Source organism: Mucilaginibacter limnophilus (assembly GCF_004005815.1).
In the GTDB taxonomy this organism is placed as follows: domain Bacteria; phylum Bacteroidota; class Bacteroidia; order Sphingobacteriales; family Sphingobacteriaceae; genus Mucilaginibacter; species Mucilaginibacter limnophilus.
This window is the reverse complement of record NZ_SACK01000008.1, coordinates 78678-105409: the sequence shown is the minus strand read 5'-3', so window position 1 is coordinate 105409 and position 26732 is coordinate 78678. Positions and strand designations below refer to the sequence as shown.

Sequence of the window (26732 nt, the reverse complement as noted above, 5' to 3'; positions counted from 1 at the left end):
AAATTAATAGATTGCATTATCATAACATTGTCTGTTTTACCTCCACCAAAAATATTGGCAGTGTTGTTGATAAATGTTACACATCACGTCTTTAACAATTGCAACTGAATTGATAAATTAGAGACGTTCATTTTACAAGAAAGGTATTATATGGAAGCTAAATTCTCACCACGCGTTAAAGATGTGATATCGTATAGCAGGGAAGAGGCGTTGCGTCTTGGACATGACTATATCGGTACCGAGCATCTGTTACTCGGTTTGATCCGCGATGGGGATGGTGTGGCTATCAAATTATTGAAGAGTTTCAGCGTTGACACCGCTAAACTTCGCCGCGCTGTTGAAGATGCAGTAAAAGGAACAACTGGAACTAACGTAAACATTGGCAGCATTCCGCTGACAAAACAGGCCGAAAAGGTTTTAAAGATTACTTACCTGGAAGCCAAAATATTTAAAAGCGATGTGATAGGTACAGAGCACCTGCTGTTGTCTATCCTCAGAGACGAAGATAACATCGCCTCACAGATACTGTCGCAATTTAATGTGAACTACGAGGTGTTTAAAGCCGCTGTAGAAACACACAAAAATGATGTGACCGACGAGATGCCGGGCTCATCAACAGGTGGCGACGATGATTTTAAAGAAGAAGAATCATTCAGTCAACCTAAAAAAGTGTCAGATATTAAATCAAAAACTCCGGTGCTTGACAATTTTGGTCGCGACCTAACCAAAGCTGCTGAAGAAGGTCGCCTTGATCCGATTGTTGGTCGTGAAAAGGAGATTGAGCGGGTATCGCAGATATTATCACGTCGTAAAAAGAACAATCCTATTTTGATAGGCGAACCGGGCGTTGGTAAATCAGCCATTGCCGAAGGTTTGGCATTGCGCATTGTTCAGCGTAAAGTATCACGCGTGTTGTTCAACAAACGTGTGGTTACGCTTGATCTTGCTTCGCTGGTTGCAGGTACAAAATACCGCGGTCAGTTTGAAGAGCGTATGAAAGCCGTGATGAACGAGCTGGAAAAATCACCTGATGTGATTTTGTTTATCGACGAGATACACACCATAGTAGGTGCCGGCGGTGCTTCAGGTTCGCTTGATGCATCGAATATGTTCAAACCTGCTTTAGCTCGTGGCGAAATACAATGCATTGGCGCTACTACGCTTGATGAATACCGTCAGTATATTGAAAAAGATGGCGCCTTAGACCGTCGTTTCCAAAAGGTAATGGTTGAACCGGCTACCCCTGATGAAACCATCGAGATACTGAACAGGATCAAAGAAAAATACGAAGAGCACCATGGCGTAACCTATACTCCGGAAGCTATTGAGGCTTGCGTTAACCTGACAACCCGTTACATTACCGACAGGTTTTTACCTGATAAGGCGATTGACGCGCTTGACGAATCAGGCTCACGTGTGCACTTAACCAATATCCACGTGCCACAAAACATTCTGGATATTGAGCAAAAGATTGAGCAGATCAAGATTGAAAAAAATAAAGTAGTTCGCAGCCAGAAGTATGAAGAAGCGGCCAAGCTTCGTGATACAGAAAAGCACCTGCTTGAAGAGCTTGATCAGGCTAAACAGATATGGGAAGCCGAAACAAAATCAAAACGCTACACCGTAAGCGAAGACAACGTTGCTGAGGTGGTAGCTATGATGACCGGCATACCTGTCCAGAAAGTTGGCCAGGCCGATAGCCAGAAACTGCTGAACATGTCTGATACAATTTCAGGCAAGATCATCGGTCAGGAAGACGCCATTAAAAAGCTTACCCGTGCTATACAACGTACCCGTGCCGGATTGAAAGATCCTAAGAAGCCTATCGGTTCGTTTATATTCCTGGGCCCTACCGGTGTTGGTAAAACCGAGCTTGCCAAAGAGCTTGCCCGCTTTATGTTTGACACCGAGGATGCGCTTATTCAAATTGACATGAGCGAGTACATGGAAAAATTTGCCGTGTCTCGTTTGGTTGGAGCTCCTCCGGGCTATGTAGGTTACGAAGAAGGCGGTCAATTAACCGAGAAAGTACGCCGTAAACCATACGCGGTAGTATTGCTTGACGAGATTGAGAAAGCGCACCCTGATGTATTCAACATCCTGTTACAGGTACTAGATGAAGGCCAGCTTACTGACTCATTAGGCCGTAAGGTTGACTTTAGGAATACCATCATCATCATGACATCGAACATCGGTGCCCGTCAGTTGAAGGATTTTGGACAAGGTGTGGGCTTTACCACAACAGCCAAAACTACTCAAGCTGAAGCTCACTCACGCGGTGTAATTGAAAACGCTTTAAAACGCGCATTCGCCCCTGAGTTCCTTAACCGTATCGATGATGTGATCGTATTCAACTCATTGGGTAAAGAAGAGATCTTCCGTATTATCGATATCGAACTTGCTCACCTGTTTGGCCGTGTAAACAGTCTTGGTTACAAGATTGCGCTAACCGATAACGCTAAAGAATTCATTGCCGAAAAAGGTTACGATTCACAGTTCGGTGCACGTCCGTTAAAACGCGCTATCCAGAAATACCTTGAGGATCCTATCGCAGAAGAGATCCTGAAAGGTGAACTTACTGAAGGCGATGTAATGGAAGTGGATTACGATAAAGAAGCCGACCAGATTCGCATTGTTGACAAGAAAAGCGAAAGCACAACAGAAGAAGAGCAAAAGTAATACTGCTGTTCCATCAGATATCAAGCCCGGCTTAATGCCGGGCTTTTTTGTTTTACAGTAGGGGTGAATAAACAAACCTGCCATTATGTTCAGTTTTTTTAATTAAATCTGCTACTTTTACAACTAAACCTATTATAAATGCCAGTAACCGCATTTAATCGCCCTATACGTGTATTGGTTGCCAAAGTTGGCCTTGACGGGCACGATCGTGGTGCGCGAGTTATTGCTACTTCGCTGCGAGATGCCGGTATGGAAGTGATTTACACCGGGCTCAGGCAAACACCCGAAATGGTGGTTAATACCGCCCTGCAGGAAGATGTGGATGCTATTGGCATATCGATACTTTCCGGAGCGCATATGACGGCTTTCCCGCGGATATTAAAGCTGATGAAGGAAAAAGGAATGGACGATGTGCTAATTACCGGTGGCGGCATCATCCCTGACGACGACATGCACGCATTGAAGGAAATGGGTGTAGGTGAACTTTTTCCTCCGGGAACAAGCACAAAGGATATTGTTGAGTATATTACCGGATGGGTGCAGCAGCACCGAAACTTTTAATAGCTATGACATTTGAAAATATACTGGCCGAACAAAAAGGCCGCATATTATATATAACCATAAATCGCGAAAGCAAGCTTAATGCGCTTAACCAGGCTACCCTTTCCGAATTGAGCACTTGTTTTTCAAGCGCGTTTGCTGATAACAATATTGGCGGTATAATCATAACCGGTGCCGGACAAAAGGCTTTTGTCGCGGGTGGTGACATTGCCGAATTTTCAGTGCTTAATAACAAAAGTGCGACGGAAAGAGCACAGGAAGTACATACAAAAGTTTTCGACCTCATAGAAAACGGCAACAAGCCTGTGATCGCCGCTATAAATGGATTTGCGCTGGGCGGCGGACTTGAACTGGCTATGGCCTGCCATATTCGTATCACGGCAGATACCGCTAAGTTAGGCTTGCCTGAGGTGACATTAGGCCTTATTCCGGGTTACGGAGGCACGCAACGCCTTACTCATTTGGTAGGTAAAGGCAAAGCGCTGGAAATGATTTTAACAGCCGATATGATAACCGCTGATGAAGCTTTACAACATGGCCTGGTCAATTATGTAGTGCCTCAAACTGAACTGCTGCCCAAAGCCGAAGACATTATGCAGAAGATATTATTACGTGCGCCTTTGGCAGTGGCTGCAGCTATTAAAGCCGTTAACGCTTCGCATACATCTGAAGGCTTTGCTACTGAGATACAACAATTTGGCAAATGCTTTGATACTGACGATATGAAAGAAGGTGTAGCTGCTTTTTTGGAAAAACGCAAGCCAGAATTTAAAGGACAATAAAATCAGAAGCGTTAATATTAGCTAAAATATAACCTTAGGGTAATAATTTAGCGTATAAGTTTTGTAAGAGATTGATGAGGGCTTTTAAAATAGCCTGTTAAATAGTAATTTGCCCTGAAATGAAGAAGATACTCATCATTGATGATGAAGTGAATGTAGCGCTGTTGCTGTCGAAGTTTCTGACACGTAACGGATTTGATGTTGTTACCGCTTCAAACGGATCAAACGGTATGGAAGCGCTGAAAAGCAACGATTTCAGCCTGGTACTTTGTGATTATCGTTTGGATGATACGGATGGCCGCGAGATGCTGCGCAATATTAAAATACATTATCCAAAAACCGGTGTAATTATTATTACCGGTTATTCAGATATAAAAATGGCGGTTGAGCTCATTAAAATGGGCGCGTACGATTATATAACCAAACCGCTTTATCCCGACGAGATTCTTAATACTATTAATAAGGCTATTGAAACCCAATATGCCCTTCAGCAGGAAGATGAAGAAGTAGCTAATACCACAGATAAAGCTGTTAAACCTGGCAAAAAGCAGTTGCTTGCCGGCGAATTTGTTGTAGGCACAAGCCGGGCTTCAAAAGAATTGGTGCGGCAGATAGAATTGGTTGCACCCACAGGATACAGCGTTATTATACTGGGCGAAAGTGGTACCGGTAAAGAAGCCGTTGCCAAAAGTATCCACATGAGCAGCCCGCGGCAAAATAAGCCGTTTATTGCAATGGACTGCGGTTCACTTACAAAGGAACTTGCCGCCAGTGAATTTTTCGGGCATGAAAAAGGTTCGTTCACCGGGGCATTGTACACCAAAATAGGTCATTTTGAAATGGCTAACGGTGGTACGCTGTTTCTTGATGAGGTGGGCAACCTTTCGTATGACATACAGGCCGCTTTGTTGCGTACGGTACAGGAACGTAAGGTAAAACGCATAGGCAGCACCAAAGAGATCGACCTGGATGTGCGTATTATTGTAGCTACCAATGAGAATCTTCAGGATGGCATACAAAAGGGTCGTTTCCGTGAGGACCTTTACCACCGTTTCAATGAGTTCAGCATATACATGCCGCCATTGCGTGAGCGTGGTAATGACATCATGCTGCTTGCCGAGCACTTCCTTCGCATAGCTAACGAAGAGCTTAGCCGTAATGTAGCCAGCTTTTCACAGGAAGTGGTAGAATGTTTTATGAACTACCGCTGGCCGGGTAACATCCGTGAGCTGAAAAATATTGTTCGCCGTGCCACCTTGCTTACCGAAGGTGAAGAAATACAGCTAAAGGCGCTTCCGCTGGAAATATCGAATTATAAAATACCGGTTTACGATACACCTTACACCGCGCCACAGACTGCCGCATCGGCGCCCGAGGTAAGGGAAAATAAGCACGACCTAAAAAATGCTGCGCTTGAAGCTGAATATGAAACCATATTAAAAGTTTTGCGTGAAGTAAACTTCAATAAAACCAAGGCTGCCGAAATACTGAAAATTGACCGTAAAACCCTTTATAATAAAATGAAGGCCATAAATATGGGCAAATAATTATGGCTGGTAACGATGCAGAAAACATTAGTCAGGAGTTAAACAGGCTGCGACACGATATAAACAATCAGCTATCAAACATCCAGTTATGCCTGGAAGAGCTGAAATATGAGGTAGCTGAACCTTCGGATGATTACCGCTTTTATATTGATACCATTGCCAACAGCTGTAAAAAGATAGGTGAGCTGCTGCAAAACCCTCAGCAGTAAAATTTAACTTACCGCAGGAAAACATTTTTTATCTGCATTGTTTTAAGGATAGTTTTTTCCGCTTCCTTCTATGTCGATCTTTAACTATAAACAGCGTAACAACATTGTACTGGCAACCATTGTTTTGCTTGGCTGTTTCCTGTTTTATGCACTAAGCGGATTATTCAGTTCTATACTCGGAGCAATTGTACTTTACAGCATCTTTCGGTCGAGTTATATCTATCTGGTTGAAAAAAAAGGATGGAATGGCCCGGTGATCGCAGTAGGTATCATTGTGTTATCCCTTATTGTGATAGTTATTCCTTTCCTGATACTTAGTTTTATGGTGGTCAGTAAGATATCCACCTTCAGCCAGAATACTGTTGAAATACAGCGCTGGCTGCAAAAGTTGGATGACTTTGCCGGATCAAACCTTAACCAGCCGCACTTTACTGACGATGTACTTACCAGGCTCAGCGATTATGCAACCAGCCTGTTCCCGTCAATAATAGGTGGTGCAATCCATATCGTGCTGATTTTATTATTCATGTATTTCATCTTATACTTTATGTTTGTGCAAATGCGCTCGTTTGAGGCAGGGCTACTGAGATATTCTCCGTTTCGAGAGCAACATGCGTTAAAGTTTGCACAAGAGCTTAGAAATTCCACCTACTCAAATGTGCTTGGGCAGGGTATAATATCAGTTGTACAGGGCTTTCTGCTGGCCAACGGGTTTTATTTCGCTGGTATACCTGATCCGGTGTTTTGGGGCGTGATTGCTATTTTTATATCGTTTTTACCGGTTGTAGGTGCGCCAACTTTAACCATACCTGCAGGCTTAATGTTAATGGCAGACGGGCATCCAGTATCAGGCGTGCTGCTATTGTTATACGGCGTTATTTTTATTGGTAATGTTGATAATATCTTACGTATGGTGATCAATAAACGTGTTGCGAATACTCACCCGCTGATATCATTGATTGGTGTTTTTATCGGGTTGCCGCTGTTCGGGATACTTGGCCTTGTGTTCGGTCCGTTACTCTTGTCCTATTTTCTGCTGCTTGTTGAAATTTATCAAACAAACCGCATGGCCGCTGAAAGGCTCGATCGTATCCGTACCGGTCCCGACATGTAATCCTGTCATATTTATTCCTGCTGGTTTTAGACGCTTTAGGTTAAAATGGCGTTAAATAATCAATATCTTCACACGGTAGTATACATTTTGCCTTTTTTTGCAAGATATTTAAGCATTTCGAAAACAAAATTGTCAACTTAAAATTATTATGGTATGAACGACAACACAAAAACAGTAGTGGCCCTGCTGGCAGGATTAGCAGCAGGAGCGGCATTAGGCTTGTTATTTGCTCCTGAAAAAGGATCAGAAACCCGCGATAAACTAAGCGAATCGCTGAAAAATCTTGGAGAATCTATTAAAGACACTGCGGCAACTGAAATTGATAACCTGGTTGGTTTTAAAGACAGGGTTGTTGAAAACATCAAGTCGAAAATAAAAGGCGCTGAAGAGGAATACCAGGACGATCTGGAACACGCATAATATAAATCAAACATCTATAGCCCCGGTTTTTTCCGGGGCTTACAATCTACCTATGGAAGATAAAAAGGAAACCACCAATGCACGGCCAATAGTTGACCAGTTGAAGGAATATGCCGAAACCAGATTTACGCTGGCCAAGTATAAAGCTATTGAAAAAGGCACGTCAATAGCCGCAAGTATAATTATTGATGTAATAGTTGTACTTATAGCATCAGTAACCTTCCTGTTCGCAAGTTTTACGCTTGCGTTGTTTCTGGCGGATGTGTTTCATTCCTACTGGAAAGGTTTTGGTACTGTGGCCGCATTTTATCTTATCATCGTATTTATAATTTTAGCAGCAAAAAACAGTTTCGAACGGCCTATTATCAATGGGTTTATTAAGAAATTCTTTAAATCATAAAGGCAATGACAGGCATTACTATAAAAACCATCGACGATCTGCGTAGTGAAATAGCAAGACTTGAAGTTGCCGAACATGAGCAATCAATTCTGTTGAAACAGCGTTTCAGCAGCCCTTCAGCCTTGTTTGCAAGTGTGTTAACACTGTTTCCAAAATCCCCCACAGCCGACGGCATCAAAAGCGCAGGCTTTTTTAAGCAGGATTTCCTTGGCCTGATATCACGTTTTGTACTGCCGCTGGCACTAAACAAAACCGTATTCAAAGGGTCAAACTTTATTGTAAAAGCACTGGTAGGTGTGATATCGCAAAAAGCATCAAACTACATCAGTGAAGATTCGGTAACCAGCGTATGGGGTAAAGTGAAAGGTCTTTTCAGCAACCTTGGTAAAAAGAAAACACCACCGCCCCCGGCTGTGGTTATTGTTGAACCAGATCCGCGCATACCACCCTACAGCGAAACTTACTAATACAATAATGTCATGGCGAAGGTGTAGTATCTATCTCTGTATAAGATAGATTTTTTCGCTATCGCTCAAAATGGCGACCGCTTTATTGGAAAATATTATTTTTGCGCTTTAAATTTTTTAAGTGGGCAAAGATAAATTAAGACGGTTTGCCGAGGTGGCAACCTTTAGTAATGTAGTACAGTTAGATGCCGGTAAAGAGTACAAAGGAAAATGGGCTTCAAACTTTTTTAAGAACGAAAAACCGGTAGTACTTGAGTTGGCATGCGGTAAAGGCGAATACTCGGTTAACCTGGCGAAGATGTTCCCGGATAAAAACTTTATCGGTATTGATTACAAGGGGAACCGTATTTGGCGCGGCGCCAAAACCGCTTTAGAAGAAGGCGTTGCTAATGTAGGCTTCTTGCGCATCCAAATTGAAACTCTGCTTGACTACTTTGCAGAAGAAGAAGTTGACGAGATCTGGATTACCTTTCCAGATCCGCAGCCACAATTAAGCCGCGAAAAAAAACGATTAACATCACCTCGCTTTCTTGACAAGTATAAGCAAATACTAAAACACGGTGGGTTTGTAAACCTTAAAACCGATAATGACGGGCTGCATGCTTATACTGCTGAAAAAATAGCGGAACTGAACTTAAACCTGCATGTCAAAACTGAAGACCTGTATCATTCAGAATTTGCTGATGAGGTGCTGTCTATAAAAACCTACTACGAAAAGAAATATCTCGAAAGCAATAAAAACATCAACTACCTGAAATTTTCATTTTAAGCGATGGCTGAAGAAAACTTTTTCGACAGGGTGTATGAGGTGGTGCGGTTAATTCCTGCAGGCAGGGTAACCTCTTACGGCGCCATTGCTCAGTTCTTGGGTTCAAAAGGTTCAGCGCGTATAGTGGGATATGCAATGGGCGCCGCGGGTAAGGCCTTCCCACCGGTACCGGCACATCGGGTGGTAAACAGCCAGGGCTTGCTTACCGGCAAGTTTCATTTCGATAGCTTTAGCCAGATGGAAGACATGCTGGCCAGCGAGGGCATTATGGTTGAAGACAGTAAAGTACAAAACTTTAAAAAAGTATTTTGGGACCCCTCAATTGAACTCACCGTTGATTAATTAACAGATTTTTTAAACAGTAGCCACAACTTGCTGTTGTTTACTAAAATCTGTTACTATGAAAAAAGCATTTTTAATATCTTGTTTAGGCGGTGTGCTGGCACTTTCGGCATGTGGCGGAAGCAACCAGCAAGGCGCAGCAGGCGATAGCTCGGCAAACGCCAATAACGATACCATGACGGCTGATACCGTTATCCGCTCAACTGATACCTCAAGTATTGGTGTTGATCATTCAAGCACCGGTGGCACCGATGCTTTAACAAGTCCTAATGCTGATTCAGCTGCAAAAAAACAACAATAACATTTATGAAAAAGATATTTTTAATAGGATGCCTTTGCGCCGGTTTGGCGCTTGCATCATGTGGTGGGAGCAGTGATCCGCGCGCCAGCCAAAGTGGAGCCGACGATACCACAGCAAGCGGTACAGGTCACGGGGATGACAAGGATATGAGCACTGCTACATCTGATTCTGTAGCACTGCCGGATACCTCTAAAAACGTACCCGGCGAAAATCAATAAACACATCTACTTATGAAAAAGCATTTTTTAATAATAGCCGCTTGTGTTAGTATAGCCTTTGCGTCATGCGGCGGCAATAGCAATTCGGGTGAAAACGATACAGCCGCCGCTGCTGATACCACGGTTACTGCAGATACTACCGCTAATGCGCCTGATGATACTTTAACTGATGGTGGCGCAGGTACCGATCCGGATGTTGGCCGTAGCGGGCCGAAAGGCCGAAAACCTGATGGCGGAAGTCCGGCGGGTACGGGCGACGGGGAGAAGACCGGTGTAGAAAGCGGCGATAAACAATAACATTGTGAAAAAGCATTTTTTAATAATGAGCCTTGTGGCAGTCATGGCGTTGTCTGCCTGTGGCGGGAATGGTAAATCGGCATCGGGCGACAGCGCTGTACTTGATTCGGCCAGTATGGAAAGTACAGATACACTTGAGGGGCGTGGCCCGGGTGTTGATCCACCGGCAGGGCAAACTGACCTGGACAGCATTAAGCCTGATGGTACCGATGCGCAGGGTCACGGCGACGAAGATGAAACGGTTGTTGACAGTGGCAAAAAGCCCCAATAAGTCAGCCTTCTATCCTTATATCGTATTTTGTTAACAGTCCCGGCAGGCCATGTATGCCGAACCGGGCTTTTTTTATGTTATTCTCGTCAGGGTTAATAGTGTAATTGTAAGAGGTGCGCAGGTCTGCGTTCTTAAGCTGCGTATAGCTGAATGATGCGCGATGCAGGTTGCAGTTTATAAACTGAGCGTCGGTTAGGTCGGCTTCAGTAAGGTCTGTTTCAATCATGGAGCAGTTAACAAACCTTGACCCTTTGTTTTTCTTTTTATGAAAAATGGCATTGTCCAGAATACAATCCTCAAAACTAACACTAAATAAAAAATCAAGGCAGCGGCTGAAATCAACCTCATTTAGTTTACAATCTTTAAAGAAAATATCCTGTAAGCCGGTTTCACTTAGGTGAACAAGCGACAAGTTGCAGCTTTCAAACCGGCAATCCATAAAAGACATTTTAAAGAAATTGGCATCTGCAAAGTTGCAATTGATAAACTTGCAATTTTCAAATGTACCGCCTGAAGGGAGTTGTATAATGGTTATCTCACTAAAAGTTTCGTCTTCAATAATATTAGTAGCCATGATGCAAATTAATGAAGTTAAAACCGCTTTAAGTAACTTCCGTCAATCAAATCTGAATACATTATGTTTGCCTGCTTTGTTAAACTGAACCATGGGCCCTCTTCATCCTGCAAAATCTGGATATCCTGTGCCGGCATATAGCTTTGCGCCAGTAGAAACACCTTTTTGTTGTCTTTTACAGCAATATTCATGATAATAAAGCAATGACCTGGGGAACCGCCTTTTATAAACACATCGCCTATTTGTAAGTTGTTTGGATCAGTAACCGTATTCAATTCTTTTTGCAGTGACAGCGTTCCGGCATACGAAAACACGAGGTCCATGTATCTAAGAAAATTATTATAACTGTAATCCTTTTTTGCTTTTAACACCCACTTATCGTTTTGATACCGGTATCCATCAGCATAATGCACAAAATCGCACTTAAAGCCATTGGTAAAATTGAAAGCGATATCCTTATATTTCTTTTTATGAAACAGGTATTCGCCACGCAGGCGCATCACCGCATCGGCGCACTGTTGTAAATCCGAATTGCCTAAACTAAGGTTAACCACGGCGGCAGTGTAAGCGTCAGTACGTGCAATGTTGCCTTTATAGTTGAGTGCAGGCATACCAGCTTTTTTAAGTTGCAACTGCTGCAGGTATTCACCAAATGAGCCGGGCAAAGGCTTAATAATAGTGTATCCTGCAGGCGCGTTAAAGCGGGTTATTACCGTTATGCCTTTTGGGTTAATAATTTGCCTTTGCAGTGAAAAAATTATATGGTAAAGTTTTGCAAAAACAACAACTGTCAGTAGCAGACAGGCAATAACAATAAGGACTTTGCGCATAAGGTTTACATTGATGACAAGGATATGCTATAAACGTAAACTTTTTGTAGAAAGTATTATATTATTTATTGACTACATATTTCTGCGGTACTGCCCGCCAACCTCATACAAAGCATGGGTTATTTGTCCAAGCGAACAATACTTGCACACTGCCATCAGTCTTTCAAAAATGTTATCTCCATTAATGGCAGCCTGCTGAAGCTGTTTTAAAAGATTGTTTGCTTTGTCTTTATTACGCTGTCGGAAGTGTTTTAAGTTGTGTATCTGGCTTAGTTTTTCCTCTTCAGTAGCACGTATTACCTCTCCCGGCGTAATGGTTGGTGAGCCTTTTTTGTTGAGGAAGGTGTTCACGCCAACAATAGGGTATTCGCCGGTGTGCTTAAGCGTTTCGTAGTACAATGACTCTTCCTGGATTTTGCTGCGCTGGTACATGGTTTCCATAGCGCCCAGTACGCCGCCACGTTCGTTAAGTCGTTTAAATTCAAGCATTACTGCTTCCTCAACAAGGTCGGTCAATTCCTCAATGATAAAGCTACCCTGTAAAGGGTTTTCATTTTTAGCAAGACCAAGCTCGCGGTTTATTATCAGCTGGATGGCCATTGCCCTGCGTACCGACTCTTCTGTAGGCGTAGTTATAGCTTCATCATACGCATTAGTATGCAGCGAATTACAGTTATCATAAATGGCATACAGAGCCTGCAGGGTGGTACGGATATCGTTAAAATCAATTTCCTGCGCGTGCAGAGAGCGGCCGCTGGTTTGTATATGGTATTTCAGCTTTTGAGATCTGTCGTTCCCATTATATTTATTCTTAATAGCCTTAGCCCATACGCGCCGTGCTACCCGGCCAATAACCGAGTATTCCGGGTCGATACCGTTAGAAAAAAAGAACGACAGATTAGGCGCAAAATCATCGATATGCATACCCCGGCTCAGATAATACTCAACATAAGTAAACCCGTTCGACAGGGTGAAAGCCAACTGCGTAACCGGGTTAGCCCCCGCTTCGGCAATGTGATAGCCCGATATAGATACTGAATAAAAATTACGCACCTTTTGGCTGATGAAGTATTGCTGAATATCACCCATCATCCGCAATGCAAATTCGGTTGAAAATATGCAGGTGTTTTGTGCCTGGTCTTCCTTTAATATGTCAGCCTGTACCGTGCCACGTACGGTATTTAGTGTGTAGGCTTTAATTTTTTCGTAGATGTCGGGAGGGAGTACCTGGTTGCCGGTTAGGCCAAGCAGCATAAGGCCGAGACCGTTGTTGCCGGGTGGGAGTACCCCCTCTAAATCTCCCCCGGCAGGGGAGACTTTTAAAGTCCTCTCCTTTGGGGAGGGTTGGGAGGGGTGCCCATACCCCGGCCTCATCAACCCCTTATCGTCATACAACTCCTTAAACTTAGCTTCCACCAAATGTTCAAGCTTGTTTTCGGTGATGTATTTTTCGCATTGCTGGTCGATAGCGGCATTCATGAAAAAACCAAGCAGCATGGGCGCCGGGCCATTGATTGTCATGGACACCGAGGTTGAAGGGTTACACAAATCAAACCCTGAATAAAGTTTTTTGGCATCATCGAGCGTGGCAATGCTTACTCCGGCGTTGCCTATCTTACCGTAAATGTCGGGACGGGTATGCGGGTCTTCGCCGTACAGAGTTACCGAATCGAACGCTGTAGACAGCCTGTGCGCCGGTTGCCCTAATGATACGTAATGGAAGCGCTTGTTGGTACGTTCTGGTCCGCCTTCACCGGCAAACATGCGGGTTGGGTCTTCTCCTTCGCGTTTCAGCGGGAACACTCCAGAGGTGTACGGAAATTCCCCCGGAACATTTTCGGTAAGCTGCCAACGCAAAATATCGCCCCAAGCCTTATAACGCGGCAAGGCAATTTTTGGCACCTGCAATTGAGACAAGCTTTGGTAATACAGAGGCTGTTTAATTTCTTTGTCCCGAACCTTGTAAATAAAATTTTCGGCTTTGTATTTTTCAACTACTAAAGGCCATTGGTTTATTAAGCGTCGGCATTCTGGGTGCAGTTTATTTTCGAGGGATGCTTTAACCCGCTCTAAATCATCTGGCTCCTTCATTGCCTCATTTCCGGCCTCAAAAGGAGAGGGATTTAGGGTGAGGCTACTAACCAAGCTAATCCCATACAACGCCTGCGCCACTTCGCATTGCTTATCCACCCAGCGGTTATATGCCTCGCTGCTTTCAGCAATTTCAGCCAGGTAGCGTGTACGTTCAGGCGGTATAATATATGTTTTTTCGGATTCACCTATAATTCCGGTAATATTCCCCTGAATTAACTCAACGTCCGTTTTAGCCCGTATGGTTTTCATTAGTGCGCTAAACAGCGCGTTCATGCCCGGGTCGTTAAACTGCGAAGCCATGGTGCCGAACACCGGCAAATCTTCATCCTTAGCGTCGAAAAGCATGTGGTTGCGCTTGTACTGTTTGCGCACATCACGCAGGGCATCTGGTGCGCCACGCTTGTCGAACTTGTTTATAGCCACCACATCGGCATAGTCCAGCATGTCAATCTTTTCCAGTTGGGTAGCCGCGCCAAACTCGGGTGTCATTACGTAAAGTGAAACATCGCAATAGTCGGTAATCATAGTATCACTCTGCCCAATACCCGACGTTTCTACAATTATCAAACTGTAGCCTGCTGCCTTGCATATATCAACCGCCTCCTGAACGTGCTTGCTCAGCGCCAGATTGGCCTGCCGTGTAGCCAGCGACCGCATGTATACTCTCGGACTGTTAATGGCATTCATGCGGATACGGTCGCCAAGCAGGGCGCCGCCTGTTTTGCGCTTACTGGGATCGACGGAAATTATAGCTACCGATTTATCCGTGTTCAGTAGAAACCGCCGCACCAGTTCATCAACCAGCGACGACTTGCCAGCCCCACCGGTGCCGGTAATGCCGAGAATGATTGCCTCATCCCCCGTCTTCTCCAAAGGAGTTAGGGTGAGACTATCAATGCTGCCAAGCTCGCTATTCTCCGCCAGCGTAATCAACCCCGCAATAGCTTTCGCATCCTTATCCTTCAGTTGTGCCACTTTGCCGTTAAGTTGGGTAACCGTAGCAAAATCACACCGCTGCAACATATCATTTATCATCCCCTGCAATCCCATTTCACGACCATCATCGGGCGAGTAAATGCGGGTAATGCCATAAGCTTGCAGTTCGGCAATTTCGTGCGGAAGTATCACGCCACCACCGCCGCCAAAAATTTTTATGTGTCCTGCGCCGTACTCGTGCAGCAGGTCGTGCATGTATTTAAAGTACTCAAGGTGACCGCCCTGGTAGCTGGTAAGGGCAATGCCCTGTACATCTTCCTGTATGGCGCAATTCACCACTTCTTCTACACTGCGGTTGTGCCCCAGGTGTATCACCTCGGCGCCGCTGGCTTGTAGTATGCGGCGCATAATGTTTATGGTAGCGTCGTGCCCGTCAAACAACGAAGCAGCGGTAACAAAACGGATTTTATATTTTGAAGTATATGGAGCAACAACTTGCATCTACAGGTAGAATTGGTTATTCAAATATACAGAAATGTAAGCCGAAAGTATTTCTTACACTCAAACAGGTAACAAAGTTGATTGACAGATAGGCAGGTGGCAATTAATACTTTGCAGGTAAGATTTTAATCTCTATAATAGCATAACCATCCGGATAACTCCGGTATAAGCCTGATACTTAAAAGCGCTGCTTGCGGCTCTATAACCAATCTGAATGACATTACTTATTGTTACCTTATCTATTGCGGCGCTTATCCTGCTTATTTCGGCAGCAAGGGTAAATGCTTTTTTATGCTTTCTGGTTATCTCCATTGCAGCAGGATTGATGTTAGGCATCCCGGCTGAAAAGGTAGTGCAATCTGTTGAGAAGGGATTGGGTGATACGCTTGGCTCGCTTGTAATTATCGTTTTTGCCGGTGCTATGCTGGGTAAGCTCATTGCCGAAAGCGGCGCCGCATCACAAATAGCCGGAACGATGATGCGTATCTTTGGCATAAAATACATTAAATGGGCCATGGTACTTACCGGTTTTGTTATCGGTATACCGCTTTATTATGGTGTTGGCTTTGTGTTGATGGTGCCGCTGGTATTGTCAATAGCCTATCGTTATAAGTTGCCGACAGTTGCCATTGGAATACCTTTGCTTGCTGCATTGTCAGTTACACATGGCTACCTGCCACCACATCCTTCACCTTCGGCTTTGGTTTTACAGTTTAATGCCGACATGGGGCTTACGCTTATTTATGGCATCATCGTAGCCATTCCAGCTATAATACTTGCAGGGCCGGTCTTTTCTTCAACTTTAAAAGGTATCAAATCGCAGCCGCTGGATACGTTCGTGTCAAAAGATGCGGATGTAATTGATGCGCCCGGTGTTGCTACAAGTTTTTTCACCGCTTTGCTGCCGGTATTACTGCTTGCTGCATCGTCTTTGTATCCTTATCTGTTTGATACCACCTCATCGGTTGGGAAAATAGTGGCGTTAATAGGCCAGCCCTCGGCGGTTATGCTTATAGCACTGGCGTTTGCCACTTTTACTTTAGGTATAAACCGCGGACGAAACATGCGACAAGTTATGGCTACTTATACCGATGCCGTAAAAGACATTGTAATGGTGGTATTGATAATGGGCGGATCGGGGGCGCTTAAGCAGGTACTTACCGATAGCGGCGCAAGCGTTGAAATAGCTGCTATGCTCAAGAATGTCGACTTGCCGCCACTGGTATTGGGTTGGCTGATAGCCGCTGTTTTGCGCGCTTGCGTAGGTTCGGCCACAGTAGCCGGGTTGACTGCTGCCGGTATTATTGCCCCCTTGCTTGTTCAGACGCATGTTAACCCTAACCTGATGGTACTAAGTATCGGTGCCGGCAGCCTCATGTTTTCGCACGTTAACGACAGCGGTTTCTGGCTGTATAAAGAATATTTTAACCTCAATATTAAAGATACGCTAAAGTCGTGGTCGGTTATGGAGGCAATAGTATCAACCGCGGGACTGGCGGGGGTGTTGCTGCTTAATGCGGTGTTGCCGTAATATGAACAAAACTTTATAGCAGCTTTTATACTTTGTATAGGTATGAAAGATATTGATGAGCTGTTTAAAGTAAGCAACACAGATAAGTTTTCGCTGGATGATTATGCTACTGACGAAACCGCCGGTTATAAAAAAGAAAATGCAGATGAAGTACTGAGAGACCTTATTGAAGAAATTGCTGATTTGCAAACCGCGCTTTACGCTTCTAACAGGCATTCACTCTTAATTATTTTTCAGGCAATGGATGGTGCTGGAAAGGATAGCGCTATCGCACATACCATGTCCGGACTTAACCCGCAGGGCTGCCAGGTGTACAGCTTCAAACAACCCGGCAGTGAAGAGCTTGATCATGATTTTTTGTGGCGACATTACAGGGCTCTGCCTGAGCGTGGCCGCATTGGCATACATAACCGCTCACACTACGAGAATGTGCTGATCACTAAAGTACATCCACAACTGGTATTAAAAGAGAACATCCCGGGAATTGATAAGGTAGATGACATCAAGCCTAAGTTTTGGGAGCATCGTTATAAAAGCATTCGCAATTTTGAAGAGCATTTAACCGCAAACGGAACGGTGATTATTAAATTCTTCCTGCACCTCTCTAAAGAAGAACAAAAAAAGCGTTTCTTAGCCAGGATAGATACCCCTGAAAAAAACTGGAAGTTTGCATTTGGTGATATAGAGGAACGGCAGCGTTGGGACGATTATATGCAGGCTTATAAAGAGGCCATTAAAGAAACTGCTTCTGAAGATTGCCCCTGGTATATTATCCCAGCAGATAAAAAATGGTTTACCCGCATAGCCGTGTCCACAATAATTTTAGAGACCATGAAAAAGATGAAACTGGATTACCCTACGCTGCCTGAAGAAGAACGGCAAAAGCTGGATGAAGCGAAGGCGATATTAGAAAAGGAGTGATCATTCTTCTACAAAGTCCAATTCTTTACCATGGGTCTCTTCTAAAAATACGGCGGCTACAACACCTATGCTAAAAAGTATCAGCCCGGTTATCCATCCGCCTGTGAGGTAACTGCTAAAACAATCGCGCAGCGATTTAAACAACAATATAATAAGCGGCACCGAGCCACGTACCATGTTTGGCACGCTTATACCTGCCGAAGCGCGCAGGTTAGTGCCAAATTGCTCAACGCCCATGGTTAGGTATATCACATTAAAGCCCGAGCCGAAACCAAGGCCGACACAAATCCAGTAAAATAAGGTAGTGCTTTTGTAGGGCTGCAAAAAGAAAAATATGGTAAACAGGATGGTTATCCCGTAAAAAATAAAGAAAACCTTTTTGCGGCTGCGCAACTTTTCACTCAGCCAGCCTACGCTTACATCGCCTACGGCAATAGCCAGATACAAAAACATTACCGCTCGTGCCGGGTCAACACCGGTTATACCCAATTCTTCCCCAAACTTGTCGGAAAAGGTGATCAGCACACCAATGATATACCACACGGGTATGCCAATCAGGATGATCTGCATGTAACGTACAAAACGCCTGCGATTGGTAAAAAACATCAGGAAATTCCCTTTTGATACATTTGAACTGTGCATATTATTAAACAAGCTGCTTTCTTTGATCTGGAAACGCAGCAATAATAATATGATACCTAAAGCGCCGCCGATATAATAGCAACCACGCCAGCTTACCTGCTCGTGTACAAAGAAAGCTGTTACTGCGCCCATCAGTCCAAAACCTGCAATAAGTCCTGCCGCGGTGCCACGCTTTTCTTTAGGCAAAAGCTCACTTACCAGTGTTACACCTGCGCCCAGTTCGCCTGCTAAACCTACGCCCGCTATAAAACGCAATATGATATATTGATTTACGGTAGTAACCATACCGTTAAGTATATTAGCTATTGAATACAATAGTATCGAAGCAAATAACACTTTCAGCCGTCCTTTCTTATCGCCAAGTATGCCGAACAATATGCCGCCAAGCAACATGCCTATCATTTGTGTACTTATAAGCAGTTCGCCTTGTGTAAGTATTCGAGCTGCATTAAGGCCCAAATCGGCAAGACTTGCCTTGCGTACAATGGTGAACAGCAGCAGGTCGTATATATCAACAAAAAATCCCAAAGCGCTTAAAATAACGGCCAGCTGGAACAGCGAGCCCGATGGTTTGTTCATGTTGTAAGGTTAAGTAACACAGCAATATTACAGTTTTTATAGTAAAGTTTAGGTTGCTGCATTTCTTATCCTACATCAAGTGTGCCGGTGAATAAGCGCCTTACCTTTGTTATATCAAATAACAAAACGAACTATCACACTTTAAAAGAATACGACAATGGAAAACACAATTAACGGCATACACCACATCACTGCAATAGCAGGGAACGCCCAACGTAATTTTGATTTTTACACAAAAACTTTAGGCCTTCGCCTGGTTAAAAAAACGGTGAACTTTGACGACCCTGAAACTTACCACTTATATTATGGCGACGAGGTAGGTACACCCGGAACAATCTTGACTTTCTTTCCCTGGGGGAATATACAGAGCGGCCGTAGGGGCAGCCGGCAGGCAACCGAGATCGGTTATTCGGTACCTGAAGGTAGTTTGGGCTTTTGGCAGGACAGGTTTGAAAAACGTAATGTGATCTATAACAAACCTGCCGAAAAATTTGGTGAGCGATACCTGACTTTTCTTGACCCTGACGGTTTGAAACTCGAGCTGATTGAATCAAAAACAGCAGACAACCGCTTGCCATGGGAAACTGATGAGGTAAAGGCCGAAAATGCGACCAAAGGCTTTCATACGGTTACTATCACCACAAATAAAATGCAGCCTACTGCGGATATTTTAACTAATGTGTTTGGTTACCGTTTGCTTGAGCAGCATGTAAACCGTTACCGTTTTGTAACCGATGCGGTTGACAACGCTAACCTTGTTGACCTGGTAGAAGTACCCGGCGAAATTGCAGGACATGTTGCAGGCGGATCGGTACACCATGTAGCTTTCAGGGTAAAAAATGATGAAGTGTTAATGCAGTACCGCGACAAAATTGCCGCGCTGGGCTTGCATATTACCGAAAAGATTGACCGTAACTATTTCTACTCACTGTATTTCCGTGAGCCGGGTGGCGTGTTGTTCGAAATAGCTACTGATAATCCGGGCTTTTCGGTTGATGAGCCAGTTGCCGAACTGGGCAGCCATTTAAAATTGCCTGCACAGTACGAAGAGTATCGCGCAAGCCTTGAAACCACTTTACCAAAACTTGTTTAACAATGTATCAGCACACAAAACAATATATTACCGCCGGCGCTTCCCCTGAAAATGCAAGGGGAGCGCTGGTTATGCTGCACGGTCGTGGCGGCACGGCTCAAAATATTATCAGTTTGGCTGACGGGCTTAATGTAGCGGATATGGCTATTTACGCGCCGCAGGCCGGCAACCAAAGCTGGTACCCGTATAGCTTTATGGCCGAAGAAAGCCAGAACCAGCCGGCGCTTGATTCGGCATTGGAAGTGATTGACGACCTGGTTAAAAAAATAGAAGCCGATGGCATTCCAGCACGCAGGATATATTTCACAGGATTTTCACAGGGCGCATGTTTAACGCTTGAATATATTGCCCGTAATGCCCAGCGCTTTGGCGGCGCGGCAGCTTTTACAGGTGGATTGATTGGTAAACAGCTTATCATGTCTCGTTACCAGGGTGATTTTGCAGGTACACCAGTATTTATCGGTACCGGCGACCCGGATCCGCATGTGCCGTTAACCAGGGTTAACGAAACCGTTGAGATACTGAAAAAACTGAATGCCGAAGTAACAGTTAAGGTTTACCCGGGCAGGCCGCATACCATTTTGCAAGAAGAAATAGAGCTGGCTAATCAATTGGTGTTTTCGGTATAACTTGTTCTTGTCATTTCGAGCGTAGGGAGAAATCTGTTACCTATAGATGCTTCGCTGTCGCTCAGCATGACAAATTTGTCTAAACAAAATGTATGGAAATCTTTAAAGTAACAAGAATTTATACCGATGCCAATAGCGATAGCCGTTTTGAAGATATCGAATACCCGCTGCATCCAAACGGTACCATTGGCGCATTGTCTGAGAAAGTAAATGTCACCGGCTTGTTCTTCCGCACAGTATTGCCAACGTATAATTACGACTTTCACAACGCGCCGCAAAAGCAGTTCATTATTCTGCTGGATGGTGAGTTAGAAATTGAAACATCCACAGGCGGCAAAAGAACTTTTGGCGCAGGCGAAGTTTTACAAGTGGAAGATACAGAAGGCAAAGGCCACCGTACGCGCAACCTGAAGCCTACTGAGCGGCGATCGATATTTGTGACGTTCGATTAGTTATAGTTAAATTGCTACATTGTGGCAATTTAACCGTATGTCGTTCGAACTTATTCTGCAAAGCATTTCAAAATATATTCAGCTAACACCTGTTGAAAGCGCGCACTTTACCTCGCTGCTTTACACGCGCCATTTGCGGCGTAAAGACTTTCTGCTTGAGGATGGCGATATTTGTAAAAACTCGGCTTTTACTATAAAAGGGTGCCTTAAAGGTTATACGGTAGATCAGAACGGCGACGCGCATGTGTTGAACTTCGCGCCGCCAGGCTGGTGGATAGCCGATATGTACAGTCTGCTAAGCCAGAAACCAGGTACTTTAAATATCGAAGCCAACGAAGAAACAGAAGTACTGTTACTGTCAAAAACCAATCAGGAGCAACTTTATCATGACATTCCAAAGTTCGAGCGTTTCTTTCGTATCATTACCGAAAACTCACTGGTTGCGTACCAGCAACGACTGATGGATAACCTCAGCCTTCCTGCCGAAGAACGCTTTAATAATTTTTGCAAACGATATCCATCACTCGTTAACAGCATGTCTAAAAAAGATATTGCTTCTTATATCGGCGTAACGCCAGAGTTTTTTAGTAGGATGCAGGCAAGGATGGTAAGAAAGGCATAATTTTCAGCCTTACAAATACAACGTTACCATATGCCGCCAGTATTTTGGCCTGTGCGCAAAACCACTCCATACGTAAAATTGGTTAGGAATGCCTTTGTTCCATAACAACTGACTAAAGTAGCGGTTGTCATCAATAAAAGGGTCGGTTTCGCCAATGGCTATCACAATATCCATAGCAGCGATTGAACTTATCAACGCCGGGTCTGATAAGTTTGCTATGTATTGCCCGGGCATATTGAAGTAAATATCCTCGTTACGATAACCGTCAAAAAGATCCCTGAAGGTCTGGATAGTGTTGGTCAGATCATACCGTCCGCTCATACAAACCACACGCTTGAAAATATGCGGATGCTTTAATCCGATATTGGCGGCATGGTAAGCGCCCATACTACAGCCGGCAACTTCAATATCTCCACCGCTTCTTTGCTGCATTAGCGGGAGTACTTCGTTTAAAATGTATTGCTCGTATTGTATATGCCTGCAGATACGGTCGGCCGGGTGGATGTGTGTGTTATAAAGGCTTTCATTGTCAATGCTGTCAACGCAAAATAGCTGCAGCTCGCCGTTGTTGATCCTATCGTATATAGCGTCGACTATACCCCAGTTTTCATAGTCATAAAACCGGGCCATACGGGTAGGAAAAAACAGTATGGCTTTGCCGCTATGGCCAAAAACCAGCAGCTCCATATCACGGTGCAACCGCTCACTATACCATTTGTGGTATTCTCTGTTCATCTCATCGGCATAGCTATCTTCGCCTGAAATATCCTTTAATCAGATTAACTGGCGATAAACGTTTTATTAAAAATTACTATTTACGCTTTCTGTTATAACGTTCGCCCATAGTTCGTAGCCTTTTTTACTCAGGTGCAGCCCATCATCCATAAACAATTCTTTTTTTGGCTTCCCATCGGGGTTAAGCATAGTCGTATATAGGTTGATGAATTTCCAGTTTGGCAACCGGGTAACTATTTCGGCCTTAATTAAACTGTTTGCATAAACAAATTTGTCGGCAATATTCCACCGGCTGGGGCTTGGCTTTAACGAAATAAAGTAACACGGAATGTCACCAAACCGCTCTTTTACTACTACCGTAAGCTGCTGAAAAAAGATAAATAACTCTTCTGGATTTCTTCCATCGCCTAAGTCATTGTCTCCGGCGTAAACAATTAATCGTTCAGGTTTGTAACCTTGCATTACCCTGTTAAAAAACCATACACACGCGGCAAGAGTTGAGCCACCAAAGCCAAGGTTAACGGCCTGCAATTGGGGTAGATCGGTTAGCAAACTACTCCATAACCGTATGGTTGAGCTACCGTAAAATATCGTTTTTGTTATATCGGCAACTTGCTTGCTTTTTATTTCAAGCTGCTTTACCTCGTCTTCGTACCAAAACATATTGTAAATGTAACTATTGGTAAATACTGCCTGGATTTACAAGCGATTAAATTAACAGGATATCTTATAGCATACAAAAGGCAGCTCGAGGCTGCCTTTTGTATTAATCTTAAATTTATTTAAGCGACTACCATCGTCAGCGCTTCATCAACGGATATTTGCCCGTGCGACTGATCGAGTATGCATTCGCCATGTTTAATCAGCAGCAATTGCGGCGACTCATGATACACCTTAAAATCTTCGGCTATTTTATTTGAAATATCACGGTAACGTATCAGGTCTAAAAAATATACCGGCATTTCCGCGGGCAAGTTATCACCGTCCAACTCAAATCTCCTCTTTGCCATCATGCTGATAGAGCAGCGGGTGCTATGCTTAAAAATAATGCTGTACCCCGGGTGCTGTTTTATCTCTTCCAGTTGCGCGGCCGTTTCAAGCGGTATCCATTCCATACGTATCCTTAAAGTTTGAATTAAAATATTATCAAACTAAAATACAGCTAAATATCCGCAATGGTTTGCCTCAAAAGCAAAAATGACACTGTGCTGTTAGCGGCGGCCTTTTGGATACGAATCGTATGCAGGGCATAATCTGTTTGAGCACGATGCCATGGTGCCAAGGGCAAGTGTTACTAATAGAATGTAAGCTATCTTTTTCATGTGATACAAATTAAACGCTGTTAGCCTTTCAATGTTTCAGCCAGTTTAGCCATTTTAATAGCTGTTATGGCAGCTTCGTCGCCTTTGTTGCCATGTTTCCCGCCTGCGCGGTCAACAGCCTGTTGCTGGTTATTGGTTGTTAATACACCAAATATAACAGGTTTTGAATACTTTACAGCAACATTACTTAATCCGTTTGCAACGGCATCGCAAATAAAATCGAAATGTTTGGTTTCGCCCTGTATAACGCAGCCAAGGCAAATCACAGCGTCAAGCTCCGGATTGTTCTTTAGCAGCAAATCAGCGGCCGATGTCAGTTCGAAACTTCCGGGTACATTATAGCTGTATATGTTATCGGCCAGCGCGCCGTTGCTTATCAGGCTTTGATAGGCTCCTTCGTATAAAGCACCGGTTATTTCGGCGTTCCACTCGGCTACCGCAATGGCAAATTTGTATGGTGATGCCGATGGGATTTCAGTTGCCGAAAAGTCGGATAAATTTTTGAGTTGGGTTGCCATGGACTTTTTGTTGTAAAGTTGTTAAGTTTTAATGTTTTAAGGTTGTAAAGTTGGGTTTAAACTAAAAATGTTGCAAGGCTAACCTCGCAACATTTCAACTTTAAAACTTCTCAACGTATTATATTATAGCTGCGCTTCAACGCGTGCTATGTATTCGTCAATATTTTGTGCTTCTGCACTTTCAGGATAATCAGTTTTGATTTTCTTATAAGTATCTGCAGCGGCTTTGTTGTCTTTTTTCTCTTCGTAAACCAAACCTAATTTTTTCAGAAACATCGGGCTAAGGAATGCGTTTGACGCTTTATCGGCCGCTTTTTTGAAATAGGTTTCGGCATTGTCATAGTCCTTAAGCTCAACGTAAGCATCACCGGCAGCGCCTAATGCTTCGGCAGCTACAATATAATCATCGCCGCGGTAGCTGGTAAGGTTATCAATAGCTTTGCGGTACTCGCCTTTGTTAAGATAAGCTACACCCACATAAAAGTAAGCCAGGTTAGCAGCCTTGGTATTGCTGTACTCGCTGATGATCTTTTCGAAACCAGGGTAGCCTGCATCGCCTTTTATAGCTTTATCCCAGTCTTTTTTAGCCCAAAAATCCTGCGCTACGTGCATTTGGTCGGCAGCCTCAACTTCACGCGGACCAAGGTATGCCTTTAAATATATCAGGTAAATGGCAGCAAGCAGCACTATTACGCCTGCTATAACCAATAAACTTTTCCTGTTTTCGCGTACAAAATTGCCTGTCTGCTTTGCCGGTTTATCTTCGTTCACAATTTTGGTATTCGCCTGGGTTGTCGACATTTCTATTCTAAAATTAAGTTTGCAAAAATACAGTTTTCAAAGTTTTTATCAACACCTTTCCTTCAAATAATTACGCCGCGTTTTTTAGGCTGATTATGTTAAGGAAGCATGCGCAGATAATGTTAAATTTGAGGCTGTTTTATGTACCTTCAGCAACTATCGTTAATCAATTTTAAAAACTATACTCAGGCAGAGCTTACGCTTAGCGAGGGAGTAAATGCCTTTGCAGGTAATAACGGCGCGGGCAAAACTAACCTGCTTGATGCTATACATTACCTTGCCCTGTGCAAAAGTTATTTTAACCCGGCCGATAGTCAGCAAATAAAGCAGGGAACTGATTTTTTCATTATCACAGGCACGTTTGAGCGCGATGGCCGTCAGGAAAATATTGCCTGCTCGGTAAAGCGTAACCAGAAGAAGCAATTTAAACGGAATAAAAAGGATTATACCCGCCTTGCCGATCATATTGGCCTGCTGCCGCTGGTAATGATATCACCGTATGACATCAGTATAATAATTGAAGGAAGCGAGGAGCGCCGCAAGTTTATTGATAACGTGATATCGCAAACTGATAATCATTACCTTGACGAACTGATCAACTATAATAAAGCACTGATAAACCGCAATGCGTTATTAAAGCGCATTGCCGATACCGGCCGCTACGACCCCACATTGCTGGAAGTATTTGACGAGCAATTGGCAGCCTCGGGCAGCAGGATATTTGAAAAGCGCCGGGCATTTATGGAAAGCTTTGTTGAGGTATTTAACAAGCATTACGAGTTTATAAGCGGCAATGCCGAACAGGTGAGCCTTGTGTACGAATCGCAATTGTTAAACGAAGATTTCGCTGCATTGCTAAAAAAAACGGTTGAGAAAGACCGGGTGCTGGAGCGCACTACGGCGGGCATACATAAAGACGATCTGCATTTTTCAATCCATGGCATGCCCATGAAAAAGTTTGGTTCGCAGGGACAGCAAAAGTCGTTTTTAATTGCTCTTAAACTGGCGCAGTATAGCTACCTTTATCAACAAAAAAAATTTAAGCCGCTGCTGCTGCTTGATGATATTTTTGACAAGCTTGATGATAGCCGCGTTATCAAGCTGATGCAAATGGTATCGAACCACGATTTTGGCCAGGTGTTTATTACTGATACCAGCATGGCCAGGGTTGAAAATATATTTAAAGATATTGCTGTTGATGTAAAGCTGTTTTATATAAAGGAAGGAGAGGCCGATGCGCAAAACTAACGACAAATCGATTAAGGAAGCCATTGAGCAGATGATGCAGGTGTATAAAATAAAACGCAAGTACGATGAGACGGGTGTTATCTCCAACTGGGCGCATTTTGTAGGCAAGCCGGTAGCCAATCGGACCAAAGAGATCTACATCAGCGATAAGAAACTGTTCGTACGCATCGAGTCGTCGGTAATCAGGAATGAACTGGTGCTGGTACGCAGCCAGATCATCGATAAAATAAACGAAGAAGTGGGCTCGAAACTGATAGAGGAGATGGTATTTATTTAGTATAAGTTATAAATATAAAAATCCCGTACTGAAACAGATACGGGATTTTT

General features: G+C 43.8%; 32 protein-coding genes. 23 read left to right on the top strand and 9 right to left on the bottom strand.

Annotation, left to right across the window (positions count from 1 at the left end; all coding sequences use genetic code 11):
• The first annotated feature begins 150 nt into the window (after nucleotides 1-150).
• From EOD41_RS16500 to EOD41_RS16430, 15 genes are all read left to right on the top strand, one after another.
• Nucleotides 151-2679: an ATP-dependent Clp protease ATP-binding subunit gene (locus tag EOD41_RS16500; RefSeq protein WP_127706946.1), complete on the top strand. Its 2529-nt coding sequence runs from the start codon at nucleotides 151-153 to the stop codon at nucleotides 2677-2679.
• A gap of 138 nt (nucleotides 2680-2817) precedes the next feature.
• Nucleotides 2818-3240: a cobalamin B12-binding domain-containing protein gene (locus tag EOD41_RS16495; protein ID WP_127706944.1), complete on the top strand. Its 423-nt coding sequence runs from the start codon at nucleotides 2818-2820 to the stop codon at nucleotides 3238-3240.
• Nucleotides 3241-3245: 5 nt separating this feature from the next.
• The gene (locus EOD41_RS16490) at nucleotides 3246-4022 is read left to right on the top strand and encodes an enoyl-CoA hydratase-related protein (protein WP_127706942.1); all 777 of its coding nucleotides are present in this window, start codon (nucleotides 3246-3248) and stop codon (nucleotides 4020-4022) included.
• Between the two features lie 119 nt (nucleotides 4023-4141).
• On the top strand, nucleotides 4142-5569 hold the full coding sequence (locus tag EOD41_RS16485; RefSeq protein ID WP_127706940.1) for a sigma-54-dependent transcriptional regulator: 1428 nt from the start codon (nucleotides 4142-4144) through the stop codon (nucleotides 5567-5569).
• Between the two features lie 2 nt (nucleotides 5570-5571).
• Nucleotides 5572-5778, top strand: a complete 207-nt coding sequence (locus EOD41_RS16480) for a histidine kinase dimerization/phospho-acceptor domain-containing protein (protein ID WP_127706938.1) — start codon at nucleotides 5572-5574, stop codon at nucleotides 5776-5778.
• A gap of 70 nt (nucleotides 5779-5848) precedes the next feature.
• Nucleotides 5849-6892: an AI-2E family transporter gene (locus EOD41_RS16475; protein WP_127706936.1), complete on the top strand. Its 1044-nt coding sequence runs from the start codon at nucleotides 5849-5851 to the stop codon at nucleotides 6890-6892.
• Between the two features lie 153 nt (nucleotides 6893-7045).
• Nucleotides 7046-7312 carry a YtxH domain-containing protein gene (locus EOD41_RS16470; RefSeq protein WP_127706935.1) on the top strand — a complete coding sequence of 89 codons (267 nt, stop codon included), beginning with the start codon at nucleotides 7046-7048 and terminating at the stop codon, nucleotides 7310-7312.
• A 52-nt stretch (nucleotides 7313-7364) separates the two neighbouring features.
• Nucleotides 7365-7712: a phage holin family protein gene (locus EOD41_RS16465; protein WP_127706933.1), complete on the top strand. Its 348-nt coding sequence runs from the start codon at nucleotides 7365-7367 to the stop codon at nucleotides 7710-7712.
• Nucleotides 7713-7717: 5 nt separating this feature from the next.
• Nucleotides 7718-8179 (top strand): hypothetical protein, encoded by a 462-nt coding sequence (locus EOD41_RS16460; RefSeq protein ID WP_127706931.1) that lies wholly within the window; start codon nucleotides 7718-7720, stop codon nucleotides 8177-8179.
• A 121-nt stretch (nucleotides 8180-8300) separates the two neighbouring features.
• A complete protein-coding gene (gene trmB / locus EOD41_RS16455; RefSeq protein WP_127706929.1) occupies nucleotides 8301-8948 on the top strand; it encodes a tRNA (guanosine(46)-N7)-methyltransferase TrmB in 648 nt (215 codons plus the stop codon).
• A gap of 3 nt (nucleotides 8949-8951) precedes the next feature.
• A complete protein-coding gene (locus EOD41_RS16450; RefSeq protein WP_127706927.1) occupies nucleotides 8952-9290 on the top strand; it encodes an MGMT family protein in 339 nt (112 codons plus the stop codon).
• A 58-nt stretch (nucleotides 9291-9348) separates the two neighbouring features.
• Nucleotides 9349-9591 carry a hypothetical protein gene (locus EOD41_RS16445; protein WP_127706925.1) on the top strand — a complete coding sequence of 81 codons (243 nt, stop codon included), beginning with the start codon at nucleotides 9349-9351 and terminating at the stop codon, nucleotides 9589-9591.
• Between the two features lie 5 nt (nucleotides 9592-9596).
• Nucleotides 9597-9809, top strand: a complete 213-nt coding sequence (locus EOD41_RS16440) for a hypothetical protein (protein WP_127706923.1) — start codon at nucleotides 9597-9599, stop codon at nucleotides 9807-9809.
• A 12-nt stretch (nucleotides 9810-9821) separates the two neighbouring features.
• The gene (locus EOD41_RS16435) at nucleotides 9822-10106 is read left to right on the top strand and encodes a hypothetical protein (protein ID WP_127706921.1); all 285 of its coding nucleotides are present in this window, start codon (nucleotides 9822-9824) and stop codon (nucleotides 10104-10106) included.
• A 4-nt stretch (nucleotides 10107-10110) separates the two neighbouring features.
• Complete coding sequence (locus EOD41_RS16430) at nucleotides 10111-10377, top strand: hypothetical protein (RefSeq protein ID WP_127706919.1); 267 nt, start codon at nucleotides 10111-10113, stop codon at nucleotides 10375-10377.
• 1 nt (nucleotide 10378) lies between these two features.
• Here EOD41_RS16430 and EOD41_RS16425 read toward each other — a convergent pair whose 3' ends face one another.
• The 3 genes from EOD41_RS16425 to EOD41_RS16415 all read right to left on the bottom strand — a co-directional run bounded on the left by EOD41_RS16425 (nucleotide 10379) and on the right by EOD41_RS16415 (nucleotide 15312).
• On the bottom strand, nucleotides 10379-10951 hold the full coding sequence (locus EOD41_RS16425) for a pentapeptide repeat-containing protein (protein ID WP_127706916.1): 573 nt from the start codon (nucleotides 10949-10951) through the stop codon (nucleotides 10379-10381).
• 17 nt (nucleotides 10952-10968) lie between these two features.
• Nucleotides 10969-11781, bottom strand: coding sequence for a DUF4846 domain-containing protein (locus EOD41_RS16420; RefSeq protein ID WP_127706914.1), 813 nt, complete (start codon nucleotides 11779-11781; stop codon nucleotides 10969-10971).
• 72 nt (nucleotides 11782-11853) lie between these two features.
• Entirely contained in the window at nucleotides 11854-15312 is a 3459-nt protein-coding gene (locus EOD41_RS16415) for a methylmalonyl-CoA mutase family protein (RefSeq protein ID WP_127706912.1), read from the bottom strand.
• Between the two features lie 214 nt (nucleotides 15313-15526).
• Here EOD41_RS16415 and EOD41_RS16410 point away from each other — a divergent pair, with 214 nt between their 5' ends.
• Together EOD41_RS16410 and EOD41_RS16405 are read left to right on the top strand one after the other, a co-directional pair.
• Nucleotides 15527-16843 carry a gluconate:H+ symporter gene (locus EOD41_RS16410; protein ID WP_127706910.1) on the top strand — a complete coding sequence of 439 codons (1317 nt, stop codon included), beginning with the start codon at nucleotides 15527-15529 and terminating at the stop codon, nucleotides 16841-16843.
• Nucleotides 16844-16885: 42 nt separating this feature from the next.
• A complete protein-coding gene (locus tag EOD41_RS16405) occupies nucleotides 16886-17764 on the top strand; it encodes a polyphosphate kinase 2 family protein (protein WP_127706908.1) in 879 nt (292 codons plus the stop codon).
• On the opposite strand, the gene EOD41_RS16400 is transcribed toward EOD41_RS16405, so the two are convergent.
• On the bottom strand, nucleotides 17765-18985 hold the full coding sequence (locus EOD41_RS16400; RefSeq protein ID WP_127706906.1) for an MFS transporter: 1221 nt from the start codon (nucleotides 18983-18985) through the stop codon (nucleotides 17765-17767).
• Between the two features lie 157 nt (nucleotides 18986-19142).
• On the opposite strand from EOD41_RS16400, the gene EOD41_RS16395 reads away from it, so the two are divergent.
• The 4 genes from EOD41_RS16395 to EOD41_RS16380 all read left to right on the top strand — a co-directional run bounded on the left by EOD41_RS16395 (nucleotide 19143) and on the right by EOD41_RS16380 (nucleotide 21781).
• Nucleotides 19143-20078 carry a ring-cleaving dioxygenase gene (locus EOD41_RS16395; RefSeq protein ID WP_127706904.1) on the top strand — a complete coding sequence of 312 codons (936 nt, stop codon included), beginning with the start codon at nucleotides 19143-19145 and terminating at the stop codon, nucleotides 20076-20078.
• A 2-nt stretch (nucleotides 20079-20080) separates the two neighbouring features.
• Entirely contained in the window at nucleotides 20081-20707 is a 627-nt protein-coding gene (locus tag EOD41_RS16390; RefSeq protein WP_127706902.1) for an alpha/beta hydrolase, read from the top strand.
• Between the two features lie 92 nt (nucleotides 20708-20799).
• Nucleotides 20800-21159: a cupin domain-containing protein gene (locus tag EOD41_RS16385; RefSeq protein ID WP_127706900.1), complete on the top strand. Its 360-nt coding sequence runs from the start codon at nucleotides 20800-20802 to the stop codon at nucleotides 21157-21159.
• Nucleotides 21160-21196: 37 nt separating this feature from the next.
• Nucleotides 21197-21781: a Crp/Fnr family transcriptional regulator gene (locus EOD41_RS16380; protein WP_127706898.1), complete on the top strand. Its 585-nt coding sequence runs from the start codon at nucleotides 21197-21199 to the stop codon at nucleotides 21779-21781.
• A 9-nt stretch (nucleotides 21782-21790) separates the two neighbouring features.
• On the opposite strand, the gene EOD41_RS16375 is transcribed toward EOD41_RS16380, so the two are convergent.
• The 5 genes from EOD41_RS16375 to EOD41_RS16355 all read right to left on the bottom strand — a co-directional run bounded on the left by EOD41_RS16375 (nucleotide 21791) and on the right by EOD41_RS16355 (nucleotide 25157).
• Nucleotides 21791-22516, bottom strand: coding sequence for an esterase family protein (locus EOD41_RS16375; protein ID WP_164849956.1), 726 nt, complete (start codon nucleotides 22514-22516; stop codon nucleotides 21791-21793).
• 66 nt (nucleotides 22517-22582) lie between these two features.
• The gene (locus tag EOD41_RS16370) at nucleotides 22583-23179 is read right to left on the bottom strand and encodes a GDSL-type esterase/lipase family protein (RefSeq protein WP_127706896.1); all 597 of its coding nucleotides are present in this window, start codon (nucleotides 23177-23179) and stop codon (nucleotides 22583-22585) included.
• Nucleotides 23180-23298: 119 nt separating this feature from the next.
• A complete protein-coding gene (gene ytxJ / locus EOD41_RS16365) occupies nucleotides 23299-23631 on the bottom strand; it encodes a bacillithiol system redox-active protein YtxJ (RefSeq protein WP_127706894.1) in 333 nt (110 codons plus the stop codon).
• Between the two features lie 227 nt (nucleotides 23632-23858).
• Nucleotides 23859-24356 carry a 6,7-dimethyl-8-ribityllumazine synthase gene (gene ribH, locus EOD41_RS16360; RefSeq protein WP_127706892.1) on the bottom strand — a complete coding sequence of 166 codons (498 nt, stop codon included), beginning with the start codon at nucleotides 24354-24356 and terminating at the stop codon, nucleotides 23859-23861.
• Nucleotides 24357-24479: 123 nt separating this feature from the next.
• Complete coding sequence (locus EOD41_RS16355) at nucleotides 24480-25157, bottom strand: tetratricopeptide repeat protein (RefSeq protein WP_127706890.1); 678 nt, start codon at nucleotides 25155-25157, stop codon at nucleotides 24480-24482.
• Nucleotides 25158-25298: 141 nt separating this feature from the next.
• Between EOD41_RS16355 and recF the strand changes: the two genes are divergently transcribed.
• Together recF and EOD41_RS16345 are read left to right on the top strand one after the other, a co-directional pair.
• Entirely contained in the window at nucleotides 25299-26405 is a 1107-nt protein-coding gene (gene recF, locus EOD41_RS16350; RefSeq protein ID WP_127706888.1) for a DNA replication/repair protein RecF, read from the top strand.
• Nucleotides 26392-26682, top strand: coding sequence for a DUF721 domain-containing protein (locus EOD41_RS16345; RefSeq protein WP_127706886.1), 291 nt, complete (start codon nucleotides 26392-26394; stop codon nucleotides 26680-26682). The genes recF and EOD41_RS16345 overlap by 14 nt, the downstream gene beginning before the upstream one ends.
• Nucleotides 26683-26732: the final 50 nt, after the last annotated feature.

Bases quoted from the DNA above. Each gene is read 5' to 3' on its own strand.
- EOD41_RS16500 (WP_127706946.1), top strand. From the start codon at position 151: ATGGAAGCTAAATTCTCACCACGCGTTAAAGATGTGATATCGTATAGC.
- EOD41_RS16440 (WP_127706923.1), top strand. From the start codon at position 9,597: ATGAAAAAGATATTTTTAATAGGATGCCTTTGCGCCGGTTTGGCGCTT.
- EOD41_RS16435 (WP_127706921.1), top strand. From the start codon at position 9,822: ATGAAAAAGCATTTTTTAATAATAGCCGCTTGTGTTAGTATAGCCTTT.
- EOD41_RS16460 (WP_127706931.1), top strand. From the start codon at position 7,718: ATGACAGGCATTACTATAAAAACCATCGACGATCTGCGTAGTGAAATA.
- EOD41_RS16445 (WP_127706925.1), top strand. From the start codon at position 9,349: ATGAAAAAAGCATTTTTAATATCTTGTTTAGGCGGTGTGCTGGCACTT.
- EOD41_RS16385 (WP_127706900.1), top strand. From the start codon at position 20,800: ATGGAAATCTTTAAAGTAACAAGAATTTATACCGATGCCAATAGCGAT.
- EOD41_RS16345 (WP_127706886.1), top strand. From the start codon at position 26,392: ATGCGCAAAACTAACGACAAATCGATTAAGGAAGCCATTGAGCAGATG.
- EOD41_RS16370 (WP_127706896.1), bottom strand. From the start codon at position 23,179: ATGTTTTGGTACGAAGACGAGGTAAAGCAGCTTGAAATAAAAAGCAAG.
- EOD41_RS16355 (WP_127706890.1), bottom strand. From the start codon at position 25,157: ATGTCGACAACCCAGGCGAATACCAAAATTGTGAACGAAGATAAACCG.
- recF (WP_127706888.1), top strand. From the start codon at position 25,299: ATGTACCTTCAGCAACTATCGTTAATCAATTTTAAAAACTATACTCAG.
- EOD41_RS16465 (WP_127706933.1), top strand. From the start codon at position 7,365: ATGGAAGATAAAAAGGAAACCACCAATGCACGGCCAATAGTTGACCAG.
- EOD41_RS16480 (WP_127706938.1), top strand. From the start codon at position 5,572: ATGGCTGGTAACGATGCAGAAAACATTAGTCAGGAGTTAAACAGGCTG.
- EOD41_RS16400 (WP_127706906.1), bottom strand. From the start codon at position 18,985: ATGAACAAACCATCGGGCTCGCTGTTCCAGCTGGCCGTTATTTTAAGC.
- EOD41_RS16390 (WP_127706902.1), top strand. From the start codon at position 20,081: ATGTATCAGCACACAAAACAATATATTACCGCCGGCGCTTCCCCTGAA.
- EOD41_RS16470 (WP_127706935.1), top strand. From the start codon at position 7,046: ATGAACGACAACACAAAAACAGTAGTGGCCCTGCTGGCAGGATTAGCA.
- EOD41_RS16450 (WP_127706927.1), top strand. From the start codon at position 8,952: ATGGCTGAAGAAAACTTTTTCGACAGGGTGTATGAGGTGGTGCGGTTA.
- EOD41_RS16425 (WP_127706916.1), bottom strand. From the start codon at position 10,951: ATGGCTACTAATATTATTGAAGACGAAACTTTTAGTGAGATAACCATT.
- EOD41_RS16485 (WP_127706940.1), top strand. From the start codon at position 4,142: ATGAAGAAGATACTCATCATTGATGATGAAGTGAATGTAGCGCTGTTG.
- EOD41_RS16375 (WP_164849956.1), bottom strand. From the start codon at position 22,516: ATGAACAGAGAATACCACAAATGGTATAGTGAGCGGTTGCACCGTGAT.
- EOD41_RS16490 (WP_127706942.1), top strand. From the start codon at position 3,246: ATGACATTTGAAAATATACTGGCCGAACAAAAAGGCCGCATATTATAT.
- EOD41_RS16495 (WP_127706944.1), top strand. From the start codon at position 2,818: ATGCCAGTAACCGCATTTAATCGCCCTATACGTGTATTGGTTGCCAAA.
- EOD41_RS16475 (WP_127706936.1), top strand. From the start codon at position 5,849: ATGTCGATCTTTAACTATAAACAGCGTAACAACATTGTACTGGCAACC.
- EOD41_RS16380 (WP_127706898.1), top strand. From the start codon at position 21,197: ATGTCGTTCGAACTTATTCTGCAAAGCATTTCAAAATATATTCAGCTA.
- EOD41_RS16410 (WP_127706910.1), top strand. From the start codon at position 15,527: ATGACATTACTTATTGTTACCTTATCTATTGCGGCGCTTATCCTGCTT.
- EOD41_RS16405 (WP_127706908.1), top strand. From the start codon at position 16,886: ATGAAAGATATTGATGAGCTGTTTAAAGTAAGCAACACAGATAAGTTT.
- EOD41_RS16420 (WP_127706914.1), bottom strand. From the start codon at position 11,781: ATGCGCAAAGTCCTTATTGTTATTGCCTGTCTGCTACTGACAGTTGTT.
- EOD41_RS16395 (WP_127706904.1), top strand. From the start codon at position 19,143: ATGGAAAACACAATTAACGGCATACACCACATCACTGCAATAGCAGGG.
- ytxJ (WP_127706894.1), bottom strand. From the start codon at position 23,631: ATGGAATGGATACCGCTTGAAACGGCCGCGCAACTGGAAGAGATAAAA.
- ribH (WP_127706892.1), bottom strand. From the start codon at position 24,356: ATGGCAACCCAACTCAAAAATTTATCCGACTTTTCGGCAACTGAAATC.
- EOD41_RS16415 (WP_127706912.1), bottom strand. From the start codon at position 15,312: ATGCAAGTTGTTGCTCCATATACTTCAAAATATAAAATCCGTTTTGTT.